The organism is Streptomyces sp. NPDC005423, from assembly GCF_040606415.1.
Lineage (GTDB): Bacteria > Actinomycetota > Actinomycetes > Streptomycetales > Streptomycetaceae > Streptomyces.
The window spans coordinates 16025-35708 of record NZ_JBEXET010000032.1 but is presented as its reverse complement, the minus strand read 5'-3'; the positions used below and the strand labels follow the sequence as shown (position 1 = coordinate 35708).

Sequence of the window (19684 nt, the reverse complement as noted above, 5' to 3'; positions counted from 1 at the left end):
CGACCGCGTCGCCCTACGGCAGCAGTACATGGACCGGGCGGCGCGAGTCCGTGAGGTGTGGGATCAGCGGATCGCTCACCGGCGCCCTCACCGGAGTGGTTTGCCCCGGGTACGAGCTGAACCTGCCCGCACCAGCCGATGTTTCCTGGCTGTCCACGACGCCGTCGAAAACGGCACCGTTTACCGGGCGGAGCTGTCGGCCCGCGTCGACCAGCCGGTCCTGTCCGACGACCCGGTCCTCCAGCGCGGCCTCCAGCTGCCGGACTCCTGGTGGCCGATCGCTTCGGCGATGTCCTCGGACAGGCTCTCGTACGGGAGGCCGGCGTCTTCCACGATCCGCCGCGGGCCTCTGGCGCCGTGACCACCATGGTGGGGGCCGTGGTTGGGCCGCCCATGAGCCCGACCACGGCCGGCCCGACCACGGAATCGCAGACCCTGCGAAGAGGCGCTGGGACGGCGGGGACCGGGGCCGTACGGCGTGCGGGACCCCCTTGTACAGAAGTAGTCGGCGTCCCGGCCGCTCTCGGCGCGCCCCTTGACCGGCAGGTCAGACCCCTTGACCGGCTTCCTGTGCCATGGCGGGTGAGGCAAGTTGACGAGCAAGTTGTAGGGCAAGCGGCTGTTTTGTGCGTTCACGCCGTCCCGGAACGGTTCCGGGAGGACGCTGGCGGATGTGCCCAGGAAGCCGCCCCTGCGTCGGTGTGCGCAGTGCCGTTCACCGTTGCCCCGTGATGCCGGCCCCCGCCGCCGCTACTGCGGTCCGACGTGTCGCAGCCGTCACTGGCGGCGCATCCAGCGCTACAACGCCATCTATCAGCGGGCCGTGACGAGCAGCCTGGAACTGATCCGGGGCGGGATCGTGTGGGGTCAGACCGGTGCCCGGTGCCCGGTGCCCGGTGTGCGCGTTGCCTGTCTCTTGTCCCGTCGCAAGTGATCTGGTCCGAAGCCGCGGCTGTGACCTGGGGCGACCAGAACGGTTGAGACACCAGGGTGGCCGAAAATCTCAGTTGATCTGGACCCTGGCGTATGAATACTGGCTGTCGTCTCGGTTGATCTGGTCTGCTTCCGGCGATTCGAATGGGACTGGTGGAGGGGCCTGCGAGAATGACCATGCACGATGACCAAGTGGACGTGACCACCGAAATCGTTGCGACCTTGATCCAAGAACAGTTCCCTCAGTGGAGCGGCAAGGCGATCCAACCCCTGTCGTCGACCGGGACGGTCAGCGCCATCTTCCGCATCGGGAACGACCTCTCTGCGCGTTTCCCACTGCGCCTGGCCGATGCCGCCGAGGCGCTGGCGGTTCTGGAACAGGAAGCCCAGGCGAGCGCGGAGCTGGCACAGGTGTCCCGGTTCCCCACCCCGGAACCCGCCGCCCTGGGAAAGCCCGGAGCGGGTCACCCCATGCCGTGGTCGGTCCAGACATGGGTGCCGGGAACGGTCGCCTTTGATGCCGACCCGAGCGGCTCGGACGCTTTTGCCGAGGATCTTGCGGCCTTCATCGCTGCCCTGCGGGACGCCGAGACGCGGGGGCGGCTGTTCAGCGGCGAGGGTCGTGGCGGCGTTCTCGCTCGCCATGACGATTGGATGGCGAAGTGCTTCGAGGAGAGTAAGGGGCTGCTCGACGTGCCCCGACTGCGCCAGGCGTGGAGCCACTTCCGGGAATTGCCACGCACGGGTGCCGACGTGATGAGCCATGGTGACCTGATTCCCGGCAATGTACTGGTCGCGGGAGACCGGCTCAGCGGCGTACTCGACACCGGCGGCTTCGGGCCGGCCGACCCCGCGCTGGATCTGGTCAGTGCCTGGCACCTGCTACAGCAGGGGCCGCGGGAAGTGCTCCGGCGGACACTGGACTGTGACGATCTGGAGTGGGAGCGCGGCAGAGCATGGGCGTTCCAGCAGGCGATGGGTGTTGTCTGGTACTACGTCGAGAGCAATCCGACGATGAGCGGGATGGGACGCCGGACACTCGACCGCATTCTGGAATCGATGCAGTGATAGTGGTGTCGCCCCGGTTGCAGGCCGTGACCAGGACGATCGCTTGCCCCCACCGACAGCAGCACCACCGGACCCGTTCATCTGAGATGACGAGCGAATGGGACCAGATCACCAGATCACCAGAGACGGGACATCCGCCACTCGTTCGCCCTGCGTTGGTACCTGGTGCTGTCCATGGTGTGGCAGCCGCATCTGGACGGATACACCGACGAGCAGCTCAAGGACCTTCGTGACCAGTTCGGTGACGTCTGGTACGCCCTGTCGATTTTGATGGGTCACAGCCACCCGGACACGACGCGCGATCACTATCTGGCGCCATTCACCGGGCTCCACGTCGACTACCTGATGGCACTGCTCGACGAGGACGAGCAGACGGCACTGGAGGCTCAAGTCCGGACCGCCGTTGCCGCCACCGGGGTCGTCCTGACGGCAGTGGAGGTTACCCGATGAGCCGGGGTGGACGGCGAGCGAGTCTGCCGTCGGCCGCGTAGGAGCCACCGCAGCGCGGCATTGTGCCGGAGGGATCCGGCACGATGGTGCGGTTTTTGGAGGAGTCCGGCGATCGGTTCAAGGCCTACGACTTCTCCACCTGCGAGGTGGCGCCCGAGCTGCAGCAGTGGCTGGCCAGGTGTTTCAGCCGTCTCGTCGGCCCGGCCCGTACCCCGGTCAAGCGGCTCAGGGCGGCCGGCGGGCACTTCGAGACTCTGCAGGATTTGCGCGAGCTCTCAACCGGTTCCTGCCCCAGCCAGTGAGTCCGGGGGAGCTGGCCGACGTGCACATCCGCGCGTTCGTGCAGTATTACGACGACCGTCCCACGCGACAGTATTCCGCTCTCAAGAGGCTGCGGGCCGCACTGCGGGACGACCCGGAACTGCCGGAGGAAGCACTCCAGGCTCTCTTCGACATCCGTGTGAAGAAGCCGGAGGAGGTAAGCCCCGGTGCCTATGAGGACGAGGACTGGCAGGCGATCATGACGGCGGCGCGCAGGGACGTCCGCCTGGCTCGGGAGCGGATCGGGTCCGGACGCCGCCTTCTGGCACGGTGGCGAGGTGGCGATCCGAGCCTCAGCCGGGATGAGGCGGAGGAGGGCGCGCTCCTGGACCTGTTCGACCGGACCGCCGACTTGCCGCGTATGCCACGCTCGGGTGACTACACGGCCGCGGTGCTGCGCGGCGGCGGTTCTCGCCGCCTGGCTGCGAGCCTGTGTCTGACCAGGTCGGACGCGACCGCGTTCTGTCTCTTGTTGACCGCTTTGACCCAGGAGAACTTCGGCACCGTCGCCAATTGGCCTGCCGCCCATTTTCACCCAGAGGGTGCCCGGGACGACGAGCGCGTCGTTCTGGTGTAGGAGTCCAAGCCCCGGCGAGGCCCCGAACGGGAACACATGATCGCCGCGCTGGAGCACCTGCCCGACGACGTCGCCGATCTCCTGGGCGTCGGTGCGGAAGAACCCCGTCTCATGCGGCGCCGCTGCGTCTGTACCTGCTCCTGCTGTCGCTCGCGGAGCTGCCGCGCCGCCACAGCGGGGCGTCCGCGGCCTTCGTCTCGCTCTATCTCAGCGGGAGTCGAGAGGGCCAACAGGCGGACCGCTGGGGCGTCGGAGTCGCCGCCCGCGATGTCCTCAGATGGGCCCGGGCACACGGCTTCCCCGCGGCCAGGCACGCCACCCCTGGGCTTGATCCGCTTTGACGGACATCTGAGATCAGGGGTTCTGGCCCGGGAGGATGTCCATCATGGAGAGCATGGGGAAGAAGAAGCCTCGGCCTCGTCGTTCGTTCACGCCGGAGTTCAAGGCGGAGATCGTCGAGTTGTGCCGGGCGTGGTGACCGTTCGGTCGGTCAGATCGCCAGGGACTTCGATCTGACCGAGACCGCGGTGCGCGACTGGGTGAAGCAGGCCGAGGTGGCCGCGGGCGAGCGGGACGGCCTGACCAGCAGTGAACGCGAGGAACTGGCCGCGCTGCGGCGGGAGAACCGCCAGCTGCGTGAGGACGTGGAGGTCCTCAAGCGTGCGACGGTTTTCTTCGCGAAGGAGAGCCGGTGACGGTGCACCCGTTCATCGAGGCGGAGAAGCGTGCAGGTCACAGCGTGAAACGGGCGTGTGAGCTGCTGAAGGTCTCCCGGACCGCCTTCTATGCCCGCCGCACCGGCACGCCCGGTCCACGCGCGGTCCGTGACGCCGAGCTGGCGGCACAGATCGCCGATGTCCCCACGCGATCGCGGGGAACCTACGGTGCCCCGCGCGTCCATGCCGTGCTCAAGCGGGCGGGTGCCGGGTGCGGGCGGCGCCGGGTCGCGCGGCTGATGCGGGCAGCCGGCCTGCAGGGCAGGCATCGCAGACGGCGGCACCTGACGACGGTCCCCGATCCGCGGGCTGTTCTGCGGCCCGATCTCATCGTCCGCGACTTCAAGCCCGACCCGGGCGGGCTCAATACCCGCTGGTGCGGCGACATCACTTACATCGCCACGGACGAGGGCTGGCTCTACCTGGCCACTGTCATCGACATCGCCTCCCGCCGCGTGGTCGGCTGGGCAACGGCTGATCATTTGCGGACCGATCTCGTCGCCGATGCCCTGACGAACGCCTGCCGGCAACGTCGCCCCACCAGTCCGGTGATCTTCCACTCGGACCGCGGCTGTCAATACACCAGTCAGCAACTCTCCTCACTGGCAGACCAGTTGGGAGTCCAGCTATCGGCCGGCCGCACCGGACAATGCTGGGTCAGGTGGACGTCCACCGGCTCGGTGTGCCGCTGCCCGCCGCTCATCGCGCTCCCTCCGGACGTCGGGCGAGCAGAACCCCGAACGTCGTCTCCTCGACCAGAGACCCATCCATCGCGTGCGCGTGGAGAAGTGCGAGGGCCTCGTTCTCGAACGCCTGATGCCGCTCTGCGAAGAGGTCAGCCCCGGCGAAGGACGTGGTGCGCAGGTAGCCGAGTACCGCCCGCGGCGCCCAGATGCGGGTCACGGGGAAATGGTGTTCGGTGACGTCGTTGAACGCCGAGGCGGCAAGGTCCTCCTCGTACGAGCGGCGGGGCTCGGCGTAGGTACGGCGGGCGCCCGCCCAGCGCTCGGCGCCCAGGTAGCGCTGGATCAACTCGCGCAGCGCACGGGTCCAGTCGGCGTCGTGGGTCCACAGGCTCCCGTCACCCATGATCGCCACTGTGGCACCCGGTGCGGCGACCCGGTCTGCCATCTCCAGGACCGCCTCACCGTTCATCCAGTGGTAGGACCGGCAGCAGGTGATCAGGTCCGGGCCGGAATCCGGTTCGCCCGGCAGCGTCGCGAGCGGCTCGTAGGCGTCGGCCGCCGCGTGGACCAGGGTGAGGGTGCAGCGGCCGAGCACGGGATTGAGGGCTTGCCCGGCCTGACGCAGCATTTGCGGGCTGACGTCGACCGCTTCGATGTGCGTCAGGCCGGCGCCGGCCGACAGGAGCGCGAAGGGCACCTGCCCGGTTCCGGTGCCCAGGTCGAGCAGCACCGGTGACCGCCGGCTCCGCAGCGCGTCGGCGAGCAGGCGCACCGCCGCGTCCGGCAAGCCTGGACGGTGGCGGGCGTAGGTCGAGGCCGCGGCCTCGAATATTCCCTCCTGCTCCGGTGGGAGGCCCGGAAAGGGACCGTCGGGGTAGGTCACGAAGTGGCTCCCTCATCGAGCGGGTGGGTGGCGGGTAGTTGCCAGGACAGGCGCCCGCACGCGGAGGCGGCCCGCTGCCTACCGTCCGCGTCGAAAAGGAGGCGGTAGCGGTCGGGGGAGCGTGCGGCCCGCCACCGGTCGGCGAGGTCCTGGATCTCTTTCCAGATGTCCCGCGGCCCCATGACGGTGACGCTCCAGCGCCGGTGGCCCACCGGCTCCGCGCGCATCCAGGATCCGCAGCCGGGCGCGCCGATCGCGAGGTGCTCGGCGCCGAAGTCCCTGACCAGCCCACCGCCGAGGAGATGGTCGGCCACCAGCCAGAAACCGCGGTCGCTGTCCGCGGGCGGCGCCAGCATGCTCCGCTGGGTCCATGTGCCCGGCTCGGTGGCCATGCGCTGCCGGAACTCCTGCGTGAGCCAGATCCGCGCCACGCCGTGCCCGGCACGGTGGGCGAACTCCACGGCCCGCAGCTCCGCCGTGATCTGACCGTCGGCAGTGCGCTCGACGACGGCGAGGCCGGGCCACGACGGGGACGCGCTGCTCACGTGCGCCAGCAGCTTGCCCCCGGGAGCGAGCTGTTCGACCAGAGCCGTCGGCACGCGCTCCACCGTGTACGACACGAAGATCCGGTCGAACTCCCACCCCGAAACGCCCTGTTCGCCTGGCCCGCAGACCACCTCCGGACGGAAGCCGAGATCGGCCAGCCGGGCCGCGGCCGCGTCGGTGAGGTGCCGGTCCCGGTCGAGGGAGACCACCCCCTGGTCACCGCAGACCTGGCAGGCCACCGCGACGGTCACCCCCGTGCCCGTCCCGACGTCCAGCACCCGCAGACCCGGACGCAGATCCAGCTCCTCCAGCAGCGAGGCGGTCAGACCCATCACCGTCGACATCGACGTGATCGACGCCCCCGACCGCGTCCCGCGCGCCCGGCCCAGCAACGGCTCCCCGTCGTGCTGGACGAGCACACTGGCCCCGCAGTACAACAGCCCGAGCAGCTCGGGGCGATCCTGCGGCGCCGACCAGTCCAGCAGGTCCCATCGCGGCGGCTCCTCTTCCGGCGCACTGCGACGTACGTAGGCCTGTGGCATCAGCACCTCGCGGGGCAGCGTCAGGAGGGCGTCGCGGACCGGGCCGGCTGCCAGATCGCCGGTCTCCTCCAGGCGGGCGACCATCGCAGCCCGGGCCGCAGCACCGTCGCGATCACCCCGGGCATCGCGGCTGTCTGCGGACCCGGTGACTCCTGCCGTCTCCGTGTGCAAGGGGGCCGCATTGGTGGGCGTCGCTGGAGCGTGGGCAGCTGGGGAAGCGGGCCTTCGCGTGGTGTCCCCGGTGCTCAGGTCCGTCATGTGGCGCCTCCGTCCAACGAGCTCTCACGGCGGATGTCTGCGGTGGCCGCCGCTCCAAGGGCCAGAACCTGAGGCGGGGGGCGGGGGCGCGGGAGTTCTTCGGCAGGCGCGGGTTCCTCCCGCTCGTACGGGGCGCCGGGCATCTGCCGCAGGCCGCGCAGCAGAGAGAGGGCCAGGACCAGGAGCGGCACGGTGAGCAGAAAGGCACCGATGACCAGGGCGGCCCGGACACCGACCCACGTCCCCAGCGCGCCGGCGAGCAGCGCGCCGACCGTGTAGGGACCGCGGTTCCGTGAGCACTGCGTCCTGCGGAAACGTCGGATTCCGCGTGCGGTGAGCACTGCTCGGGGGTGTTGATCACGAGCAGGATGCCCCGTTGAGGTGCCCGCGGCGGCAGGAACTGACCGGCCCCCCAAATCCCAACGAGAAGCGCGCGTTGACGAGGCCCAGCCGCCGTGGAAGTCTCGCGGGTACCTGAGCCGCAAGTCCGGACGTGGAGTCAGGAGCGTGCAGCCGTGGCCGCCACGTGCGCGAGTTCGTTAGGCGTCGGCGAGAAGGGGGTCGTACGGGGTGCTCGTGCGGCGGCCCGACATGAAGGAGAGGAAGTCACCCACGAAGGTGCTCCGGCCGTAGGCGCCGTCGGTGGGGTTGAGGTCGCGGTGAAAGGCGGTGCGGAAGAGGGTCCGGTACTCATCGGCATCGATGCTCCCGCTTTCGTCCTTGTCGGTGGCGTCGAAGAGCACCTCGGCGACGCGGATGAGCGCGGGTCCGGCGAGGGAGGGGGTGGCGGCGGCGTACTCGTCGGCGCTGACGCGGCCGTCGCCGTCCGTGTCGAGGGCGGCCTGGAGTTCGCGCCACCAGGCGGCGAAGGCGTCGTAGAGCCGGGTCTCCTCGGGCTCGTCCAGCTCCAGGCGGGTAGACAGTTCGCGGGCCATGGCGGCGAGGTCAGGCCAGTTGAGGTGGCCGTCGCCGGTCTGGTCCAGCACCTGGCGGAAGAACTCCCCCGCCGAACGTCGGCCCTCACCCGAGTGCGCGGAAGGCGCCGGGTCCGGGCCGGGGTCGGCGTCGCCGCCCAGTGGTGTGAGAAGACGGAGCAGGGCCGACGCCCGCTTCATGCGGGCGCGCAGGGCGGCCACGGTGCGGGCGCGGGGGTCGTCGCTGCCAGGCGAGAGGGAGAGGACTTCGATGATGCTTTCGGCGTTGATCCAGCCCTCGGGCAGGAAGCGGGCGAGCCCGGCGGCGAGGTAGGCACCCTGCATGAGGGTCTGGCCACCGGGCATCTCCGGCAGCCCTGCCCTGCGTCGGTATGAATCGGGGAGCGAGGCGACGGTGATCGCGCCGAGGAGCGGGCCGGCGACGGCCCGGCCCGCCGCCCACAGCGTCGGCGCGCCGTCGAGCAGTGCCGGGGCGGGCAGGTGGTCGAAGAGCCGGTAGAGGATGACGCGGGCCGCTTCGGTGTTCTCGAGCTCGTTTTCGACGACCCGGTCGAAGTATCGCCAGAATTCATTCAGGTCCTCGGGGAGTTCTGCGGCGTCACCGTCGAGCGCGGCGAGGAACGCGCGGTATTCGGCGTACATCCGCTCCATAGTGTCCTGGTCGAGCGGCTGGCCGCTCAGCCGGCACATGGTGACGGCGCTCTCGAAGAGGGTGGCGACCACCCAGGCCCGGGTCGCGCGGTCCATCGCGTCGTAGGCGCGGCCGCGGGAGTCGGAGCCACTCATGCGGGCGTGCAGCCGGTTGAGCCGGGCGGCTTCCCGTTCACGCTCCGCCAAGTCGGTGCCGAACATGCGCCGCATACTGAGGAAGGTGTTGCGCAGCCGGCGCCAGGGGTGGGCGACGAAGGTGGAATTGTCGACGAGGGCAGCGCCGATCTGCGGGTGAGCGGCTTCCAACACGGTGGCGCGGATCATGGCCAACGCCCAGCGGGGGTCGTCGAAGAAGGCGCTGAACTGCGATTCCGGGCCGAACAGGGGTGCCTCGTCGGCCGTGTCCGTGGTTTCGGTGGTCATGATGGGTCTCCGTTCGTCTGGGGCGGCACGCCGCCGAAGCGGCGGTCGCGGCGCCGGTAGGTATGGAGGCACGCGAGGAACTCGGGGGCTCGGAAGTCCGGCCAGAGCACCTCGGGGAAGACCCACTCGGCGTAGGCAACCTGCCAGAGCATGAAGTTGGAGATGCGCTGCTCGCCGGAGGTGCGGATGACGAGGTCCACGTCGGGGGTGTCGGGGAACGGCAGGTGGTCCCCGAAGAGCCGCTCGGTCACCTCATCAGCGGGGGTCTTGCTGCGGATCAGCGACCTTGCGGCCTCCACGATGTCCCGGCGGCCGCCGTGGTCGAAGGCCACGGTCAGCGTCATCCCGCGGTTGTCGGCGGTCAGCGCAGCCAGATCGTCGAAGTCTCGGGCCAGTTCACGGGGGATACGCGGGTCAGCGACCCCGAGGAAGCGACAGCGGATGCCACGGGCCAGCAGCAACGGCGCATGCTTCCGCACGATTCGGCGGACCAAGCGCATCAGATAGTCGACTTCTGTGCCGGGGCGGTTCCAGTTCTCGGTGGAGAAGGCGTACAGGCTGAGCCACTCGACACCGGCGGCCCGGGCCGCCTCGATGATGTCGATGACCGTCGTCTCCGCAGCCCGGTGGCCCGCCGTCCGGGGAAGCGAACGCCGCTGCGCCCAGCGGCCGTTGCCGTCCATGACGCAGGCTACGTGTCGCGGCACCGCACGCACCGGCCTGTCGTCCTGCCGCAGCTCGTCGCCGTCCTGTTGCCCGCCCGGCCGGTCCTTCGTCGCCGGGCGGGCGTGCGGGACGCCGTGGTCCGTCACGCCCAGCCCTCTCCCCCCGGAACGGCACGGTCGGCCCTACCGCGCTCGGTCACGCCCACCCCGTCTCGTCCGTACCCGCGCCCCACCGGCGCGTTCCCTCCCAGAGTCTGACGGCGCGAAAGATTCCTGACGGGCCAATCGGGTGACTGTCACCCTTGGCTCGTATGGCCGATTCCCGCGTTCCGGCGGAAGCTTCTCCGCTGACCGCGATCGACGACCTCGTCCGCGCCAGCACCACCCGGCTCCTTGTCAACGGGTGCAGCAAGGGGAGTGGGGGAAACATCAGCCGGATGGGGCGGCGCTGTGCCGGTCCCCGTCCACGATGCGGTCTACGCTCAGGCGGTCGGCGGGGAAGGCCGACTCGCTGGAAGATCAGCTCGATGGCGGCGGCGCTAAAAAGAACGCGCCGCCCCAAGCCGGAGGATCGTTAACCGTCATCAACTGACCGCTACTGAACGTTACCGTTGTCCATGATCACGCGGAAATGTCCACGGAATCGCGGAACCTACAGACCGGCCGGGCGCCCGCCGTCAGCCACGTGCTCACCGCCTGCATCCGCGCCTGCATGCGGGAATCGGTGATGATCTGACGGATCGACCGCTGGGTGGTGCCCGCCGCCCCGGCGCACGCCAACTGCACGAACAGCGCCGCACCGATCACGATCTGCCAGCCAAGGCCGGGAGAGGCGAGCAGCAGCGGAATCTGGGTCACCGGCGTGATCCCGAGCGCGGCCAGCATCATCGGCCCGGGCCCGATCCGCCGCGCAAGGGCAGGGGCGAGGAGCGCGCCGGCGGCCGCGCCCAAGGCGCCGAGCCCCAGCACTGACCAGATCCCCGATGATCATTTGGCGTTGCTTGGAGTGGCGGTCGGCGAGTGCCCCTGCGTGCAGGGCGAGCACCGCGGGTGGCAGCAGTCCCAGGAACGCCAGCCAGGCCACTTGAGAGGTGGTGGCGTGCAGCTCCAGGACGGCGATTACCGGGATCACCATCGAGCTGATCGAGCTGCCGGTCACGCTGGCGTCGCTCTGCCCGATCAGGAACGTTCGGAAGTTTCGGTGCCGCCACAGCGATGGCTGGAGCTGAGCGGGAGAGTCAGCAGAGCGGGTCACAGAGCACCTCCTCCGCCTCGTCCAGGCGGGCGCACAGCACACCCAGGGCCTCGTGGCGGGCCGCCCGTACGCCTCCAGTTCAGGGGTGACCGCGGGTGGGTCGTCCAGCGGTTCCGAGAGCGGGTACCCCGAGCCGGCCAGGTATCCGGCCGCCGCCCGGGGCACCGTCAGGAGGTCCTCGACCGGCATGGCCGGGTTGGTCTCCTGGTACGCGGCGACGGCCGTGGCCAGCCCTGCGGGCCAGTCTGGGGCGCCCAGGACGGTGCGCGGATCGAGCACGATGCGTCCCAGCTCCCACATCGGGCTGCGGTGCGCCGGCGGCCGGAAGTCGATGACCGCGGCGACGCTCTCGCCTCTCAGTATCAGATTGAGGGAGGACAGGTCGCCGTGGACGATCTGCGTGGCGAGGGTCGCCGGGAGTGTTTCGAGCATGGTTGTCGTGGCGGGGAGTTCGTCCAGTCGTTGTTGGGCGGTGTCTCTCGCCCACGGGCCGAACGGGAAACTCGGTGGTTGCTTCGCATAGCGGGCGAGAAGCCGTTCCAGGAGCTGTCGGCCGCGCTGGACGTCGCAGATTTCCTCGGACGGGGCGCGGCGCGGCGGCCCGTCCGGATGCCGCGCGAGCGTGCGGTGCAGCTGGCCCACGGTCGCGCCGACGGCGCCCCACCGTGCGCCGTACAGACCGTCTCCCGCTGTCTCGGCGCCCTCGGCGAACGCCGCGACGGATACCGCCATCCCGCCGTCCACGGCGATGAGATTGCCGTCCAGGGTGCGGCGCATCACCGGCACCGGGACCTCGCCGAGCGCGGCGAATTCGGCCAGCTCCAGGGCGCGCCTTTCGGAGTCCAGGCCAACGTGCTCCGGGTAGGACTTCACGAACCATCGGCGGCCGTCGCCGTCCCTGGCCACATAGTTGGACGTGGCGGTCCCTGACGGGCCCTCGCAGACGTCGGTCGGGACGATGCAGTAGTGCAGCGCCAGGACTCCCGCCACCACCATGACGTCGGACTGCGCGCTCATCGCCCCACCTCAGGCTTGCCGGGGCCGTCCAGCAGTTGGCGCAGTGCTCGGGCGTCCGCCTGCAGTTGGTCCTCGTCCTGGCGCCCGAAGTCGAGCACGTCGAACGGCAAGGGGCCGCCCGGCGCCGGGTCCACACCCGCCTCGCGTCGCGGAACCACATGCTGGTGGGCGGGGGGGGGAATGGCGTTTCCGAGCAGGAGGTAGTTCATCTTCAGCGGCTGGTAGTGCCTCTCAAGGGCTCGGCCCAGGGTGAGGGTGTCGCGCCAGAAGGCGGCGGCCTCGTCGCCGGTGAGTTCGGTGGGCTCGGCGACGTGGCGCGCGGTCACGATGGTGATGGAGTAGCCCCGGACCTGGCCGGAGCGCCAGAGGTAGGACTGCGAGACTTCGCCACGGTGCAGCACCAATCCCCACCCGATGTCGTCAGTCGTCCAGTCGTTGGTGCACATCGGGCAGTCGTGGCCGGCGCGGTGCGCGAGAAAGTGTTCAGGCCAGGAAGTACTGGGTGTCGGTGGAAGCGTCACAGGTCCTCACCAGCCCGTCTGGGTGTAAGGACGGCCCGCGGTGATGCCTTCGATCGCCTGGCGGGTATACGGCACGACCTGTGCCGGAAGGGCCTGCGGGCTGAACCACTCCCAGGCCACACACCGGTCGGGCTCCAGGAGCTGCGGGGTTCCAGCCCAGGTCCGAGCCCGGAAGACGAGCGCGATCCGTGCCCGCGCCGTCGGTGAACCGACGTGGTGGACCACGTGCACGAGCTCGACGTCACCGGGCTCGATGATCAGCCCGGCCTCCTCCTGGGCTTCGCGCACCAGGCAACTGATGGCATCTTCTCTCTCGCAGTGACCTGCCAAAAAGTGCCACTCGTCCGGCGCGAAGGCCGAGTCGGGGTGGCGCAGTCCGAGAAGGATCCGGCCCTGTTCGTCCTGGAGATGAAGGTGGACATCGACGATGTGGAGCTCGGTTCCTTCCGGGGCCTCTTCGTGCAGGGGACGGATGCGGTCCGGCGGGCTGCCGGCCGGGGGATGCTCGGCCGCGTGCCGTCGGATCAGGTCGCCGAGGCCGGAGCTCAAAGGCAGCCGGTCCAGCATGTCGGGGGTGAACCACTGCAGCAGGACGCCTTCGAGTTGCACTCTTGCGGATACCTGCAGGCTTGCGGATGTTCGCAGGCAGCGGGGTGCCGGGGCTGCCGCGTGGGGGACTGTGCGCTCTTCGTCTTCGTCTTTGTGTGTTCGTGACGCCCCGTGCTGCCGCCCTCGTGCCGTTGGGTGCACGAGTGCCGCGTCGGGTGTCTCAGCGGTGGGCGGCGCGGTTCATTTCGACGACGTCGTCGACGGTGGGGTTGGTACCGAGGGCGGCGATGCGTTCCGGGAGGCTGTCGCGGATGGCCGCGTCCTTGGCGCGGTCGGCCGCGGCCAGGGCTGCGGGCAGTTCGTCGAGGGTCAGTTCGGTGCAGTAGGCGGGGCTGTTCGGCTGCTGGCGCCAGGAGTCTGCCAGCGTGCCGGCGTCGTAGGGGTCGAAGCCGGTGTCGTCCACCAGGCTCATGGCCACCTTCCGCGCCTCCTCGGAGTCGCCGGCGACGGGGACGGCGAGGCGGCCGGGCGTTCCCGCCGGAACACCCTTGGTCCGCTGGGTTTCGGCCAGCGCGGCGTTCCACGCTTTGACCACGGGGCGGCCCAGCAGCTCGGCGGTGTATACGCTCTCCACCTGGCCGCTGTCCACTGCCTCGATCGGCTCGCTGAGCATGCCGGGGTAGTAGTTCGAAGTGTCGATGACCACCGTCTCGTCGGGCACCGACGCGAACAGGTTCGCCAGCTGGCCCGCCACCCCGAACGGGATCGACAGGACGATGACGTCCCTGCCCTGGACGGTGGCGTCGGAGAGCTCCACCGCGCGGGCCCCGGACTCCAGCACCTCCGCCCGGACGGCCTCGGGGCCGCGGGCGTCGGCCACCTGGACGTCGTGACCGGCCGTTCTGAGCTTGGCAGCGAGGTTCCCGCCGATGGCGCCGGCACCTATGACAGAAATTTTCATGATTTGTTCCTCCAGAGGTTGCGCTACCCCTGAGGGCAGCGCGATGTGATGGCCGGTTCGTGGTGCCGCCTGGCGTTGCGGGGGCCGGGGGGGGGTGCCCGGCGGTTTACGCCTGGGTGTCCTGTTGGCGGTAGCCGCTCGCGATGAGCATGCGGAGCCGGTCGAGCGACTCCTTTTCGGCGCCGTTGCCTTTGATCCAGGCGATGGAGCAGGCGGCGAGGAATAGGTCGTTGCCCCGCACCGACGCGCGCACGTGCCCCGCGAGCTGTGCGGCTCGCACGTACTGGTCGGTGGCGGTGATGAGGATGTCGCAGGGAATGGTGAGCGGGTTGTCTGGCCCCTGCGCCCGGGCCGCGGCCATGAGCGGGTCCGGCAGCCCGCTGAAGGCGCTGAAGTACTCCTCCATCGCCCGCAGCCACTGCTCCAGCGCCTCAGCCGGGTCGCCGAGCTGCTCGATGTCCGCCTGGCGGGTCACCAGCTCCTCGGAGCGTGTCTGCAGCACGGCCGCCAGCAGTGCCTCCCGGGTGGGGAAGTGCCGGTACAGGGTGCCGGGCCCGACGCCCGCCTCCTTGGCCACCGCCTCGAGGGAAGTGCCGACCCCGTGCTGCAGGAAGTGACGCTGCGCGGTCTCCAAGAGGGCAGCGCGGTTGCGCTGAACATCCGCGCGGGGCCTGCGTCCCCGCTGTTCACCGGCGCTCATGAGCCCCTCCTGCCTCTCGTGATCCTGCGGCCGCATCAAAACGGATGCTGCCTCCGTACTTAGTCGAGAGTAAAACGGAGGCAGCGTCCGGTCAAACCGGCGGCCTGAGCGCGGAGCCCGGACATCGCAGGGGGGCCAACATATTTGGCCGTAGATCGCAGGTGCGGGCCTGCACCGTTCCAGCGTGCCCTTGTCCGGCCCCTCCCGCGCCGAGCCCGGCCCGGTACCCGGTCCAGGACGTCAGAGGGTGAGCTGCTGGTGTCCGATGACGGAGAGCAGTTCGAGTTTGCTGTGGCTCTCGGTGCCGGGGCGAGTGGTCAGCACCACCAGGCTCTGGGCACGGTTCTCGGTGAACAGGACCTGAGCGTCGACGTCGATGCGGCCGAGTTCGGGATGAAGGATGGTCTTGCAGTCGTCGTAGGTCTGTGCGACCTCCTGAAGTTCCCACATGCGGACGAACTCGGGGCTGTGTTCCTGGAGGTCGGCGAGGATCCGGGCGGCTCGGGGGGTGTCGCTGCCGGCTGTCAGCGCGGCCCGCAGGCGCGCTGCCTGGGCACGGCCGTGGCGTTCGTGGGTCTTCTCGGGAACCATCAAACGTTCGGCCGGGTCCATGAACCAGCGGTAGTACCCGCTGCGGGCCAGACCGGTGCGGCGGGTCTGGTCGCCGAGCAGCGCCACGGCCAAGGGGTTCATCGCGAGAGTGTCGAACAGATCGGTCTGCACCATGGCCGGGGAGTCGTCCAGACGGTCCAGGACCCGCATCAGCGGCGGGCTGACATGCTCGGAGCGCTGGAAGCGGGCCGGAGCGTTGTGGCCGATGAGGACGAAGAGATGGTCGCGTTCGTCCAGGGTCAGCCGCAGCGCCCGGGCCAGCGCCGTGGTGATCTGGACGGAAGGTTGCGGGGCACGCTGCTGTTCCAGCCGGGCGTAGTAGTCGGTGGACATGCCGGCGAGCTGCGCGACCTCCTCGCGGCGCAGTCCCTGGGTACGCCTGCGCGGCCCCTCGACCAGTCCGACGTCGCGGGGCCGCAGCGTCTCACGTCGGTGGCGCAGGAATTCCGCCAGTTCCTTCTTGTCCATGCCGCCCATCCTCGCCGTATCCCGGCCGCCTATCCAGAGACCGCCAATCCATGGCTGAGCACTCCTCTCCCACCCGCGCCAAGCCGCCCATGAGTGAGGCCGATGCCGAGGCCGCTCGCGGCAGGAAGACCCGTTGAGCCCTTGACCTGCATGACCCACTGGGAAATGCGCTGGCCGTCGGCGGCACGCCGCAGGCCACCGGTATGGGAGGCGGCCTGCGGCGACGGTCCCCCGTCGACGGCGCCCGACGCTTTGGGAACGGCCGCGGACCTCGCGGCCGGGCCGGCGGACGACGATGTGCGCCGTGTCGGCCAGGCGCTCGCCTTCCCGACGGCACTCAGGACGGAGCCGGGGCGCCGGCCGTGCGACGAGTGTGGCGACGCCGAAGATGCTCCCTCACCGTTCCGCGCCTTCGGTGAGGCCCTCCCCCGGGGCGTTCCAGCTCGCGTTCGTCCATGATGTGGCCCAACAGGACCTGCCCGCTTGCTGTTGTTCCGCGTCGGTCACTACAGGTCGGTCAGCTGCTGGCGATCATGGCGAGGACATCGTCGTAGGAGCCTGTGGCCACCGCGTCGCGGATGAACCTCGCGCGCTCGACAACGATCTCCTTCGCGTCGGGCTTCTCGCGCAGCAGGTCGAGAGCCTCGGTGAGGAAGTCGTCCAACGGCATGGCGTGTTCGCTGTCCTCCTGGCCCAGCAGCGTCGTGCGCACGCCCGGCGGGACCACCTCAATCACCTGGACGCCCGCGTCAGCACTGGCGAGCTGGATGCGCAGGCTCTCGGAGAAGGAGTGCAGCGCGGCCTTGGTCGCGCTGTAGGTCGGGGTGCTCTGATACGGGACGAACGCCAGCGCCGAGGTGACGTTCATGACGACCGCGTCGTCCTTGCCCACCAGCAGCGGCAGGAAGGCGTACGTCATCCGGATCGTGCCGAGCAGGTTGACGGTGACGTGGTCCTCGGCGACCGTGAGTTCGGCCGGGTCGAGGAGGTTCTCGCGCAGCATGATGCCGGCGTTGTTGACGAGGACGTTCATATCCGGGTGGCTCGCCGCCACGGTCTCGCGGGCCCGGGCGATCGAGTCGGCGTCGGCGATGTCGAGGACGAGCGCGTCGATGCCCGGGTGCTCGGCCGTGATCTCGTCGAGGAGCTCCTTGCGCCGGCCGGCGACGATCACCTTGTTGCCGGCCTCGTGCAGGCGCAGGGCCAGACCGAGGCCGATGCCCGAGGTTCCGCCGGTGATCAGGATCGTGTTGCCGGTGATCTTCATGGGGGTCTTGCTCCTTCGGTACGGCGGGCCGGTGAGCGCCCGCAGCCTCGACCGTAGGGGCGCCCGTGCAGGGGCGGGAGAGGACGGCTTGTCCATGGATCGGCGGTCCCTGGCTGAGCCAGGCCGCGACCGAACGCTCTGCCTCTCCGCATACCAGCGCTCGAGCGTGGTCCTCGCTGAAGCCGGCCTCACCGCGCCGCATCGGGCTGGTGTCACGGTGTCTTATGACAGGGAAGCCGGACCGATTGCCACCGAAGTTGGATCACCGGCCCTGCACGCCGGTCAACGGGGTGCGCCGACCCTGCCGTTGTGGCGTGGCCGGGACACGTTCGCGCCTTGGAGCGCGGTTGTTTTACGTGAACTGGAGGTCGATGACCTGGTAGAGGGCATTGCCGGTGTCGCCGACCTCCCAGACGGCAAGCAGGACATGGTGACCGGCGCGGCGCTCGGGCAGACGCATGGTGTGGGTGGTGGGGTTGCCCGTGGCGAGCGGGTATTCCCAGTAGGGCTGTTCGGTCAGCTCAACGCTGTGGAAGGGCTTGGTCTCGAAGGCAAGGGGAGTTGTGAGGGTGTGCGCTTGCGAGGTGGAGCTGGCGCACCACGCCTCCGTCGCCCTGGTGGAGCCTGTCCTCTGACGCGTAATCTTGACCGATCGCCAGGTGATATTGACCGGCGCGGTTGAACGCCTCGGTACGGTCATCCCATGAATGACGTGCCAGAGGACGTGGACCACGAGATCCTGAGCGGCCGGATCATCCATGCGATCAAGGCGTACCGGGACGCGTCAGGCTGCACGATCCACGAAGCGATGGATGTCGTCGAGGAGCGTCGAGCAGAGCTTCGCCGCGACCGACCGAGCACCTGATCTGTCAGCTCCCCGGCCCCGTCCAACTTTCTTGGCAATCGGTCAGGATCATCTGTCAGCCCCAAATACGCTGTGGAACACCGTCTACATGGACGCCGCCGTCAAAGAGCTGGAGGCCGGCGGTCTGACCATCTCGCAGGAGATCCGTTCACGGCTCTCTCCTTCGGTCCATGAACACGTTAATCCACGGCCGCTACCCGATCGTCCGCTCCCACGGCGACGGCTTGCTGCGTCCGCTGCGCGACCCGGCCGCCTCCGAGGAACAACCCCGGGCGGCAGTCAGTCCCTGCGCCGTCCCACAGGGGAGGGCGGCGTCGGCGCCGGTGCCGACTGCGAAGTGCTCGGTGATGGGGGACGAGGCGTGATTGTTAGGGTGAACCGCGAAACTGCGGGCCACGGGGCCCTGATGACCGTCACAACGTCCCCACTTCGCACCCGCTGGCCCAGTCGGCCGGTCTGGGTCTGGCCCGCGGCGTATCGAACAAAGGGTGAGGCATGAACGACAACGTCGAGCAGAGCGATCCGGTGGCCATACTGGAAGGACAGGTGTGGGCGCTTGCCGCAGTGGTCGCGACCTTGCGGGAGATCGGGACGGGCTCGTTGGAGAAAGCCTTGGCTGCGGACCCGGCGCGCACCGTGGTGCTGGAGGCCGCAGGCGTGGTGCGCCGCGAGGGGAATGGCGTGGTCGCAGTCCCCGCATTGCAGGTCGGTCCCGCCTCCTCCAATGCGGCGTCCGCACGGCTCAGCTCTATGCGGCAGGCGGTCGCCGCCGCCAGCGGCGAGGCCGTGACGGGGTGGGACGCGCAGAGCGACGACGTACTGCTCGATCAGGGACGTGCCTCCGCGTTCACCGGGCACGCGCTCGCCACCCGCGTCGTGCCCTCCCTGCCGGGACTGGCCGACCGTCTCGCCACCCCGGGCAGCCGGGTCCTGGACATCGGCACCGGGACCGGGGCGCTCGCCCTCGCGCTGGCCCAGGATCTTCCGCACGTCCACGTGACCGGGATAGACATTTTTGAGCGGGCGATCCGGCTGGCCCGCCGGGAACTGGATGGGGCGGGGCCCGGCGCTGACCGGATTGAACTGCGGCATCAGGACGCCGTCGATCTGCGCGAACGGGATCTCTACGACCTGATCTGGCTGCCCGCGCCGTTCCTCTCCAACGACGCGTTGCAGGCGTGTCTCCCGCACCTGGCGGCCGCCCTCACCGAAGGGGGATGGCTGGTGGCCGGCACCAACCCAGCACCGCACGAGCCGCTGCTCGCGGCCGTCGCAGACTGGACTGCGGCGCGCAGCGGCGGCAGCGCCCTGACCGCGCCCCGGATGATCGAGGCGCTGGGTGACCTTGGGTTCCAGGACCTGCGCGAGATCCCCACGGTGCCCGGCGGCCCGATACTCGTGGCCGGCCGCCGCCCCGACCGCGCCGCGTCCGCGTCGTAACCGCGCCATCGCGCTCCGGTGAAGCGGGTGCATTGACGTTTCCGCTGCTCCCCACCAAGCCGAGCGGCCGACCGACTGGGCCCGGAACTCGTAGTGCTGTGCCGAGATCCCGAGTAGCAACTTGTAGTCATCGACTACGTTCTGTTGACTCTGGCGGAGCTGTTGATTCGGAGGTCTGTACGCTCACCGGCTCTTCCAGGATTTCGTAGCCGGTGATCGCGTTGGAATTTGAGGAGCCGTATCTCAACCGATCATGGACGGTGCAGGTCGAACTGGGACTCCCGGTCGGGTGATCTTCTGGCTGTTCGCGCATGAGGGCAGAGCCTCTCGGTAGCTCGGGGATGCGAATCTGACCGAGCGATGCCGGGAGGCCCT

Annotated in this window: 21 protein-coding genes and 2 pseudogenes; 10 read left to right on the top strand and 13 right to left on the bottom strand. The window is 69.5% G+C overall.

The features are described from left to right. The first annotated feature begins 1104 nt into the window (after positions 1-1104). From ABZT12_RS27775 to ABZT12_RS27750, 6 genes and pseudogenes are all read left to right on the top strand, one after another. The gene (locus ABZT12_RS27775) at positions 1105-2001 is read left to right on the top strand and encodes an aminoglycoside phosphotransferase family protein (protein ID WP_356389535.1); all 897 of its coding nucleotides are present in this window, start codon (positions 1105-1107) and stop codon (positions 1999-2001) included. A gap of 174 nt (positions 2002-2175) precedes the next feature. Then, positions 2176-2451 carry a hypothetical protein gene (locus ABZT12_RS27770; RefSeq protein ID WP_356389533.1) on the top strand — a complete coding sequence of 92 codons (276 nt, stop codon included), beginning with the start codon at positions 2176-2178 and terminating at the stop codon, positions 2449-2451. 83 nt (positions 2452-2534) lie between these two features. After that, a complete protein-coding gene (locus ABZT12_RS27765) occupies positions 2535-2753 on the top strand; it encodes a hypothetical protein (protein WP_356389531.1) in 219 nt (72 codons plus the stop codon). A gap of 20 nt (positions 2754-2773) precedes the next feature. Then, complete coding sequence (locus ABZT12_RS27760; RefSeq protein WP_356389529.1) at positions 2774-3349, top strand: hypothetical protein; 576 nt, start codon at positions 2774-2776, stop codon at positions 3347-3349. 527 nt (positions 3350-3876) lie between these two features. Then, a complete protein-coding gene (locus tag ABZT12_RS27755; protein WP_356389527.1) occupies positions 3877-4044 on the top strand; it encodes a hypothetical protein in 168 nt (55 codons plus the stop codon). After that, positions 4041-4709: pseudogene (locus ABZT12_RS27750) on the top strand (IS3 family transposase); the annotation flags it as partial. The gene ABZT12_RS27755 and the pseudogene ABZT12_RS27750, both read left to right, overlap by 4 nt. A gap of 55 nt (positions 4710-4764) precedes the next feature. Here ABZT12_RS27750 and ABZT12_RS27745 read toward each other — a convergent pair. From ABZT12_RS27745 to ABZT12_RS27685, 13 genes are all read right to left on the bottom strand, one after another. Beyond that, the gene (locus tag ABZT12_RS27745) at positions 4765-5634 is read right to left on the bottom strand and encodes a methyltransferase domain-containing protein (RefSeq protein WP_356389525.1); all 870 of its coding nucleotides are present in this window, start codon (positions 5632-5634) and stop codon (positions 4765-4767) included. After that, a complete protein-coding gene (locus ABZT12_RS27740) occupies positions 5631-6806 on the bottom strand; it encodes a protein-L-isoaspartate O-methyltransferase (RefSeq protein WP_356389523.1) in 1176 nt (391 codons plus the stop codon). The genes ABZT12_RS27745 and ABZT12_RS27740 overlap by 4 nt, the downstream gene beginning before the upstream one ends. Positions 6807-6976: 170 nt before the next feature. Beyond that, positions 6977-7321 (bottom strand): hypothetical protein, encoded by a 345-nt coding sequence (locus ABZT12_RS27735; RefSeq protein ID WP_356389521.1) that lies wholly within the window; start codon positions 7319-7321, stop codon positions 6977-6979. 198 nt (positions 7322-7519) lie between these two features. Further along, positions 7520-8989: an oxygenase MpaB family protein gene (locus ABZT12_RS27730; RefSeq protein ID WP_356389519.1), complete on the bottom strand. Its 1470-nt coding sequence runs from the start codon at positions 8987-8989 to the stop codon at positions 7520-7522. Beyond that, the gene (uppS, locus tag ABZT12_RS27725; RefSeq protein WP_356389627.1) at positions 8986-9705 is read right to left on the bottom strand and encodes a polyprenyl diphosphate synthase; all 720 of its coding nucleotides are present in this window, start codon (positions 9703-9705) and stop codon (positions 8986-8988) included. The genes ABZT12_RS27730 and uppS overlap by 4 nt, the downstream gene beginning before the upstream one ends. Before the next feature lie 601 nt (positions 9706-10306). Next, positions 10307-11926 (bottom strand): phosphotransferase, encoded by a 1620-nt coding sequence (locus ABZT12_RS27720; RefSeq protein ID WP_356389517.1) that lies wholly within the window; start codon positions 11924-11926, stop codon positions 10307-10309. Then, positions 11923-12372: a histidine triad (HIT) protein gene (locus ABZT12_RS27715; RefSeq protein ID WP_356389515.1), complete on the bottom strand. Its 450-nt coding sequence runs from the start codon at positions 12370-12372 to the stop codon at positions 11923-11925. The genes ABZT12_RS27720 and ABZT12_RS27715 overlap by 4 nt, the downstream gene beginning before the upstream one ends. Before the next feature lie 81 nt (positions 12373-12453). Then, entirely contained in the window at positions 12454-13056 is a 603-nt protein-coding gene (locus tag ABZT12_RS27710; protein ID WP_356389513.1) for an NUDIX domain-containing protein, read from the bottom strand. Positions 13057-13216: 160 nt separating this feature from the next. Further along, positions 13217-13957, bottom strand: a complete 741-nt coding sequence (locus ABZT12_RS27705; RefSeq protein WP_356389511.1) for an NAD(P)-binding domain-containing protein — start codon at positions 13955-13957, stop codon at positions 13217-13219. A 106-nt stretch (positions 13958-14063) separates the two neighbouring features. Then, positions 14064-14657 carry a helix-turn-helix domain-containing protein gene (locus tag ABZT12_RS27700; protein WP_356389509.1) on the bottom strand — a complete coding sequence of 198 codons (594 nt, stop codon included), beginning with the start codon at positions 14655-14657 and terminating at the stop codon, positions 14064-14066. Positions 14658-14897: 240 nt separating this feature from the next. After that, entirely contained in the window at positions 14898-15737 is an 840-nt protein-coding gene (locus ABZT12_RS27695) for a helix-turn-helix transcriptional regulator (protein WP_356389507.1), read from the bottom strand. 517 nt (positions 15738-16254) lie between these two features. After that, positions 16255-17004, bottom strand: a complete 750-nt coding sequence (locus ABZT12_RS27690; RefSeq protein WP_356389505.1) for an SDR family NAD(P)-dependent oxidoreductase — start codon at positions 17002-17004, stop codon at positions 16255-16257. A gap of 352 nt (positions 17005-17356) precedes the next feature. Next, positions 17357-17704, bottom strand: coding sequence for a lytic polysaccharide monooxygenase (locus ABZT12_RS27685; RefSeq protein ID WP_356389625.1), 348 nt, complete (start codon positions 17702-17704; stop codon positions 17357-17359). Positions 17705-17707: 3 nt separating this feature from the next. Here ABZT12_RS27685 and ABZT12_RS27680 point away from each other — a divergent pair, with 3 nt between their 5' ends. From ABZT12_RS27680 to ABZT12_RS27665, 4 genes and pseudogenes are all read left to right on the top strand, one after another. Further along, a complete protein-coding gene (locus tag ABZT12_RS27680; protein WP_356389640.1) occupies positions 17708-17869 on the top strand; it encodes a hypothetical protein in 162 nt (53 codons plus the stop codon). Next, positions 17817-18002 (top strand): annotated as a pseudogene (locus ABZT12_RS27675) (hypothetical protein); the annotation flags it as partial. The gene ABZT12_RS27680 and the pseudogene ABZT12_RS27675, both read left to right, overlap by 53 nt. Before the next feature lie 37 nt (positions 18003-18039). Then, complete coding sequence (locus ABZT12_RS27670) at positions 18040-18234, top strand: hypothetical protein (RefSeq protein WP_356389638.1); 195 nt, start codon at positions 18040-18042, stop codon at positions 18232-18234. 130 nt (positions 18235-18364) lie between these two features. Then, complete coding sequence (locus ABZT12_RS27665) at positions 18365-19309, top strand: methyltransferase domain-containing protein (protein ID WP_356389503.1); 945 nt, start codon at positions 18365-18367, stop codon at positions 19307-19309. Positions 19310-19684: the final 375 nt, after the last annotated feature.

Excerpts from the sequence above, each read along its gene's own strand:
- ABZT12_RS27775 (WP_356389535.1), top strand. The coding sequence starts at position 1,105 with ATGACCATGCACGATGACCAAGTGGACGTGACCACCGAAATCGTTGCG.
- ABZT12_RS27770 (WP_356389533.1), top strand. The coding sequence starts at position 2,176 with ATGGTGTGGCAGCCGCATCTGGACGGATACACCGACGAGCAGCTCAAG.
- ABZT12_RS27765 (WP_356389531.1), top strand. The coding sequence starts at position 2,535 with ATGGTGCGGTTTTTGGAGGAGTCCGGCGATCGGTTCAAGGCCTACGAC.
- ABZT12_RS27740 (WP_356389523.1), bottom strand. The coding sequence starts at position 6,806 with ATGGTCGCCCGCCTGGAGGAGACCGGCGATCTGGCAGCCGGCCCGGTC.
- ABZT12_RS27730 (WP_356389519.1), bottom strand. The coding sequence starts at position 8,989 with ATGACCACCGAAACCACGGACACGGCCGACGAGGCACCCCTGTTCGGC.
- ABZT12_RS27720 (WP_356389517.1), bottom strand. The coding sequence starts at position 11,926 with ATGAGCGCGCAGTCCGACGTCATGGTGGTGGCGGGAGTCCTGGCGCTG.
- ABZT12_RS27715 (WP_356389515.1), bottom strand. The coding sequence starts at position 12,372 with ATGTGCACCAACGACTGGACGACTGACGACATCGGGTGGGGATTGGTG.
- ABZT12_RS27705 (WP_356389511.1), bottom strand. The coding sequence starts at position 13,957 with ATGAAAATTTCTGTCATAGGTGCCGGCGCCATCGGCGGGAACCTCGCT.
- ABZT12_RS27700 (WP_356389509.1), bottom strand. The coding sequence starts at position 14,657 with ATGAGCGCCGGTGAACAGCGGGGACGCAGGCCCCGCGCGGATGTTCAG.
- ABZT12_RS27695 (WP_356389507.1), bottom strand. The coding sequence starts at position 15,737 with ATGGACAAGAAGGAACTGGCGGAATTCCTGCGCCACCGACGTGAGACG.
- ABZT12_RS27690 (WP_356389505.1), bottom strand. The coding sequence starts at position 17,004 with ATGAAGATCACCGGCAACACGATCCTGATCACCGGCGGAACCTCGGGC.
- ABZT12_RS27685 (WP_356389625.1), bottom strand. The coding sequence starts at position 17,704 with ATGACCGTACCGAGGCGTTCAACCGCGCCGGTCAATATCACCTGGCGA.
- ABZT12_RS27680 (WP_356389640.1), top strand. The coding sequence starts at position 17,708 with ATGAATGACGTGCCAGAGGACGTGGACCACGAGATCCTGAGCGGCCGG.
- ABZT12_RS27670 (WP_356389638.1), top strand. The coding sequence starts at position 18,040 with ATGAACACGTTAATCCACGGCCGCTACCCGATCGTCCGCTCCCACGGC.
- ABZT12_RS27665 (WP_356389503.1), top strand. The coding sequence starts at position 18,365 with ATGAACGACAACGTCGAGCAGAGCGATCCGGTGGCCATACTGGAAGGA.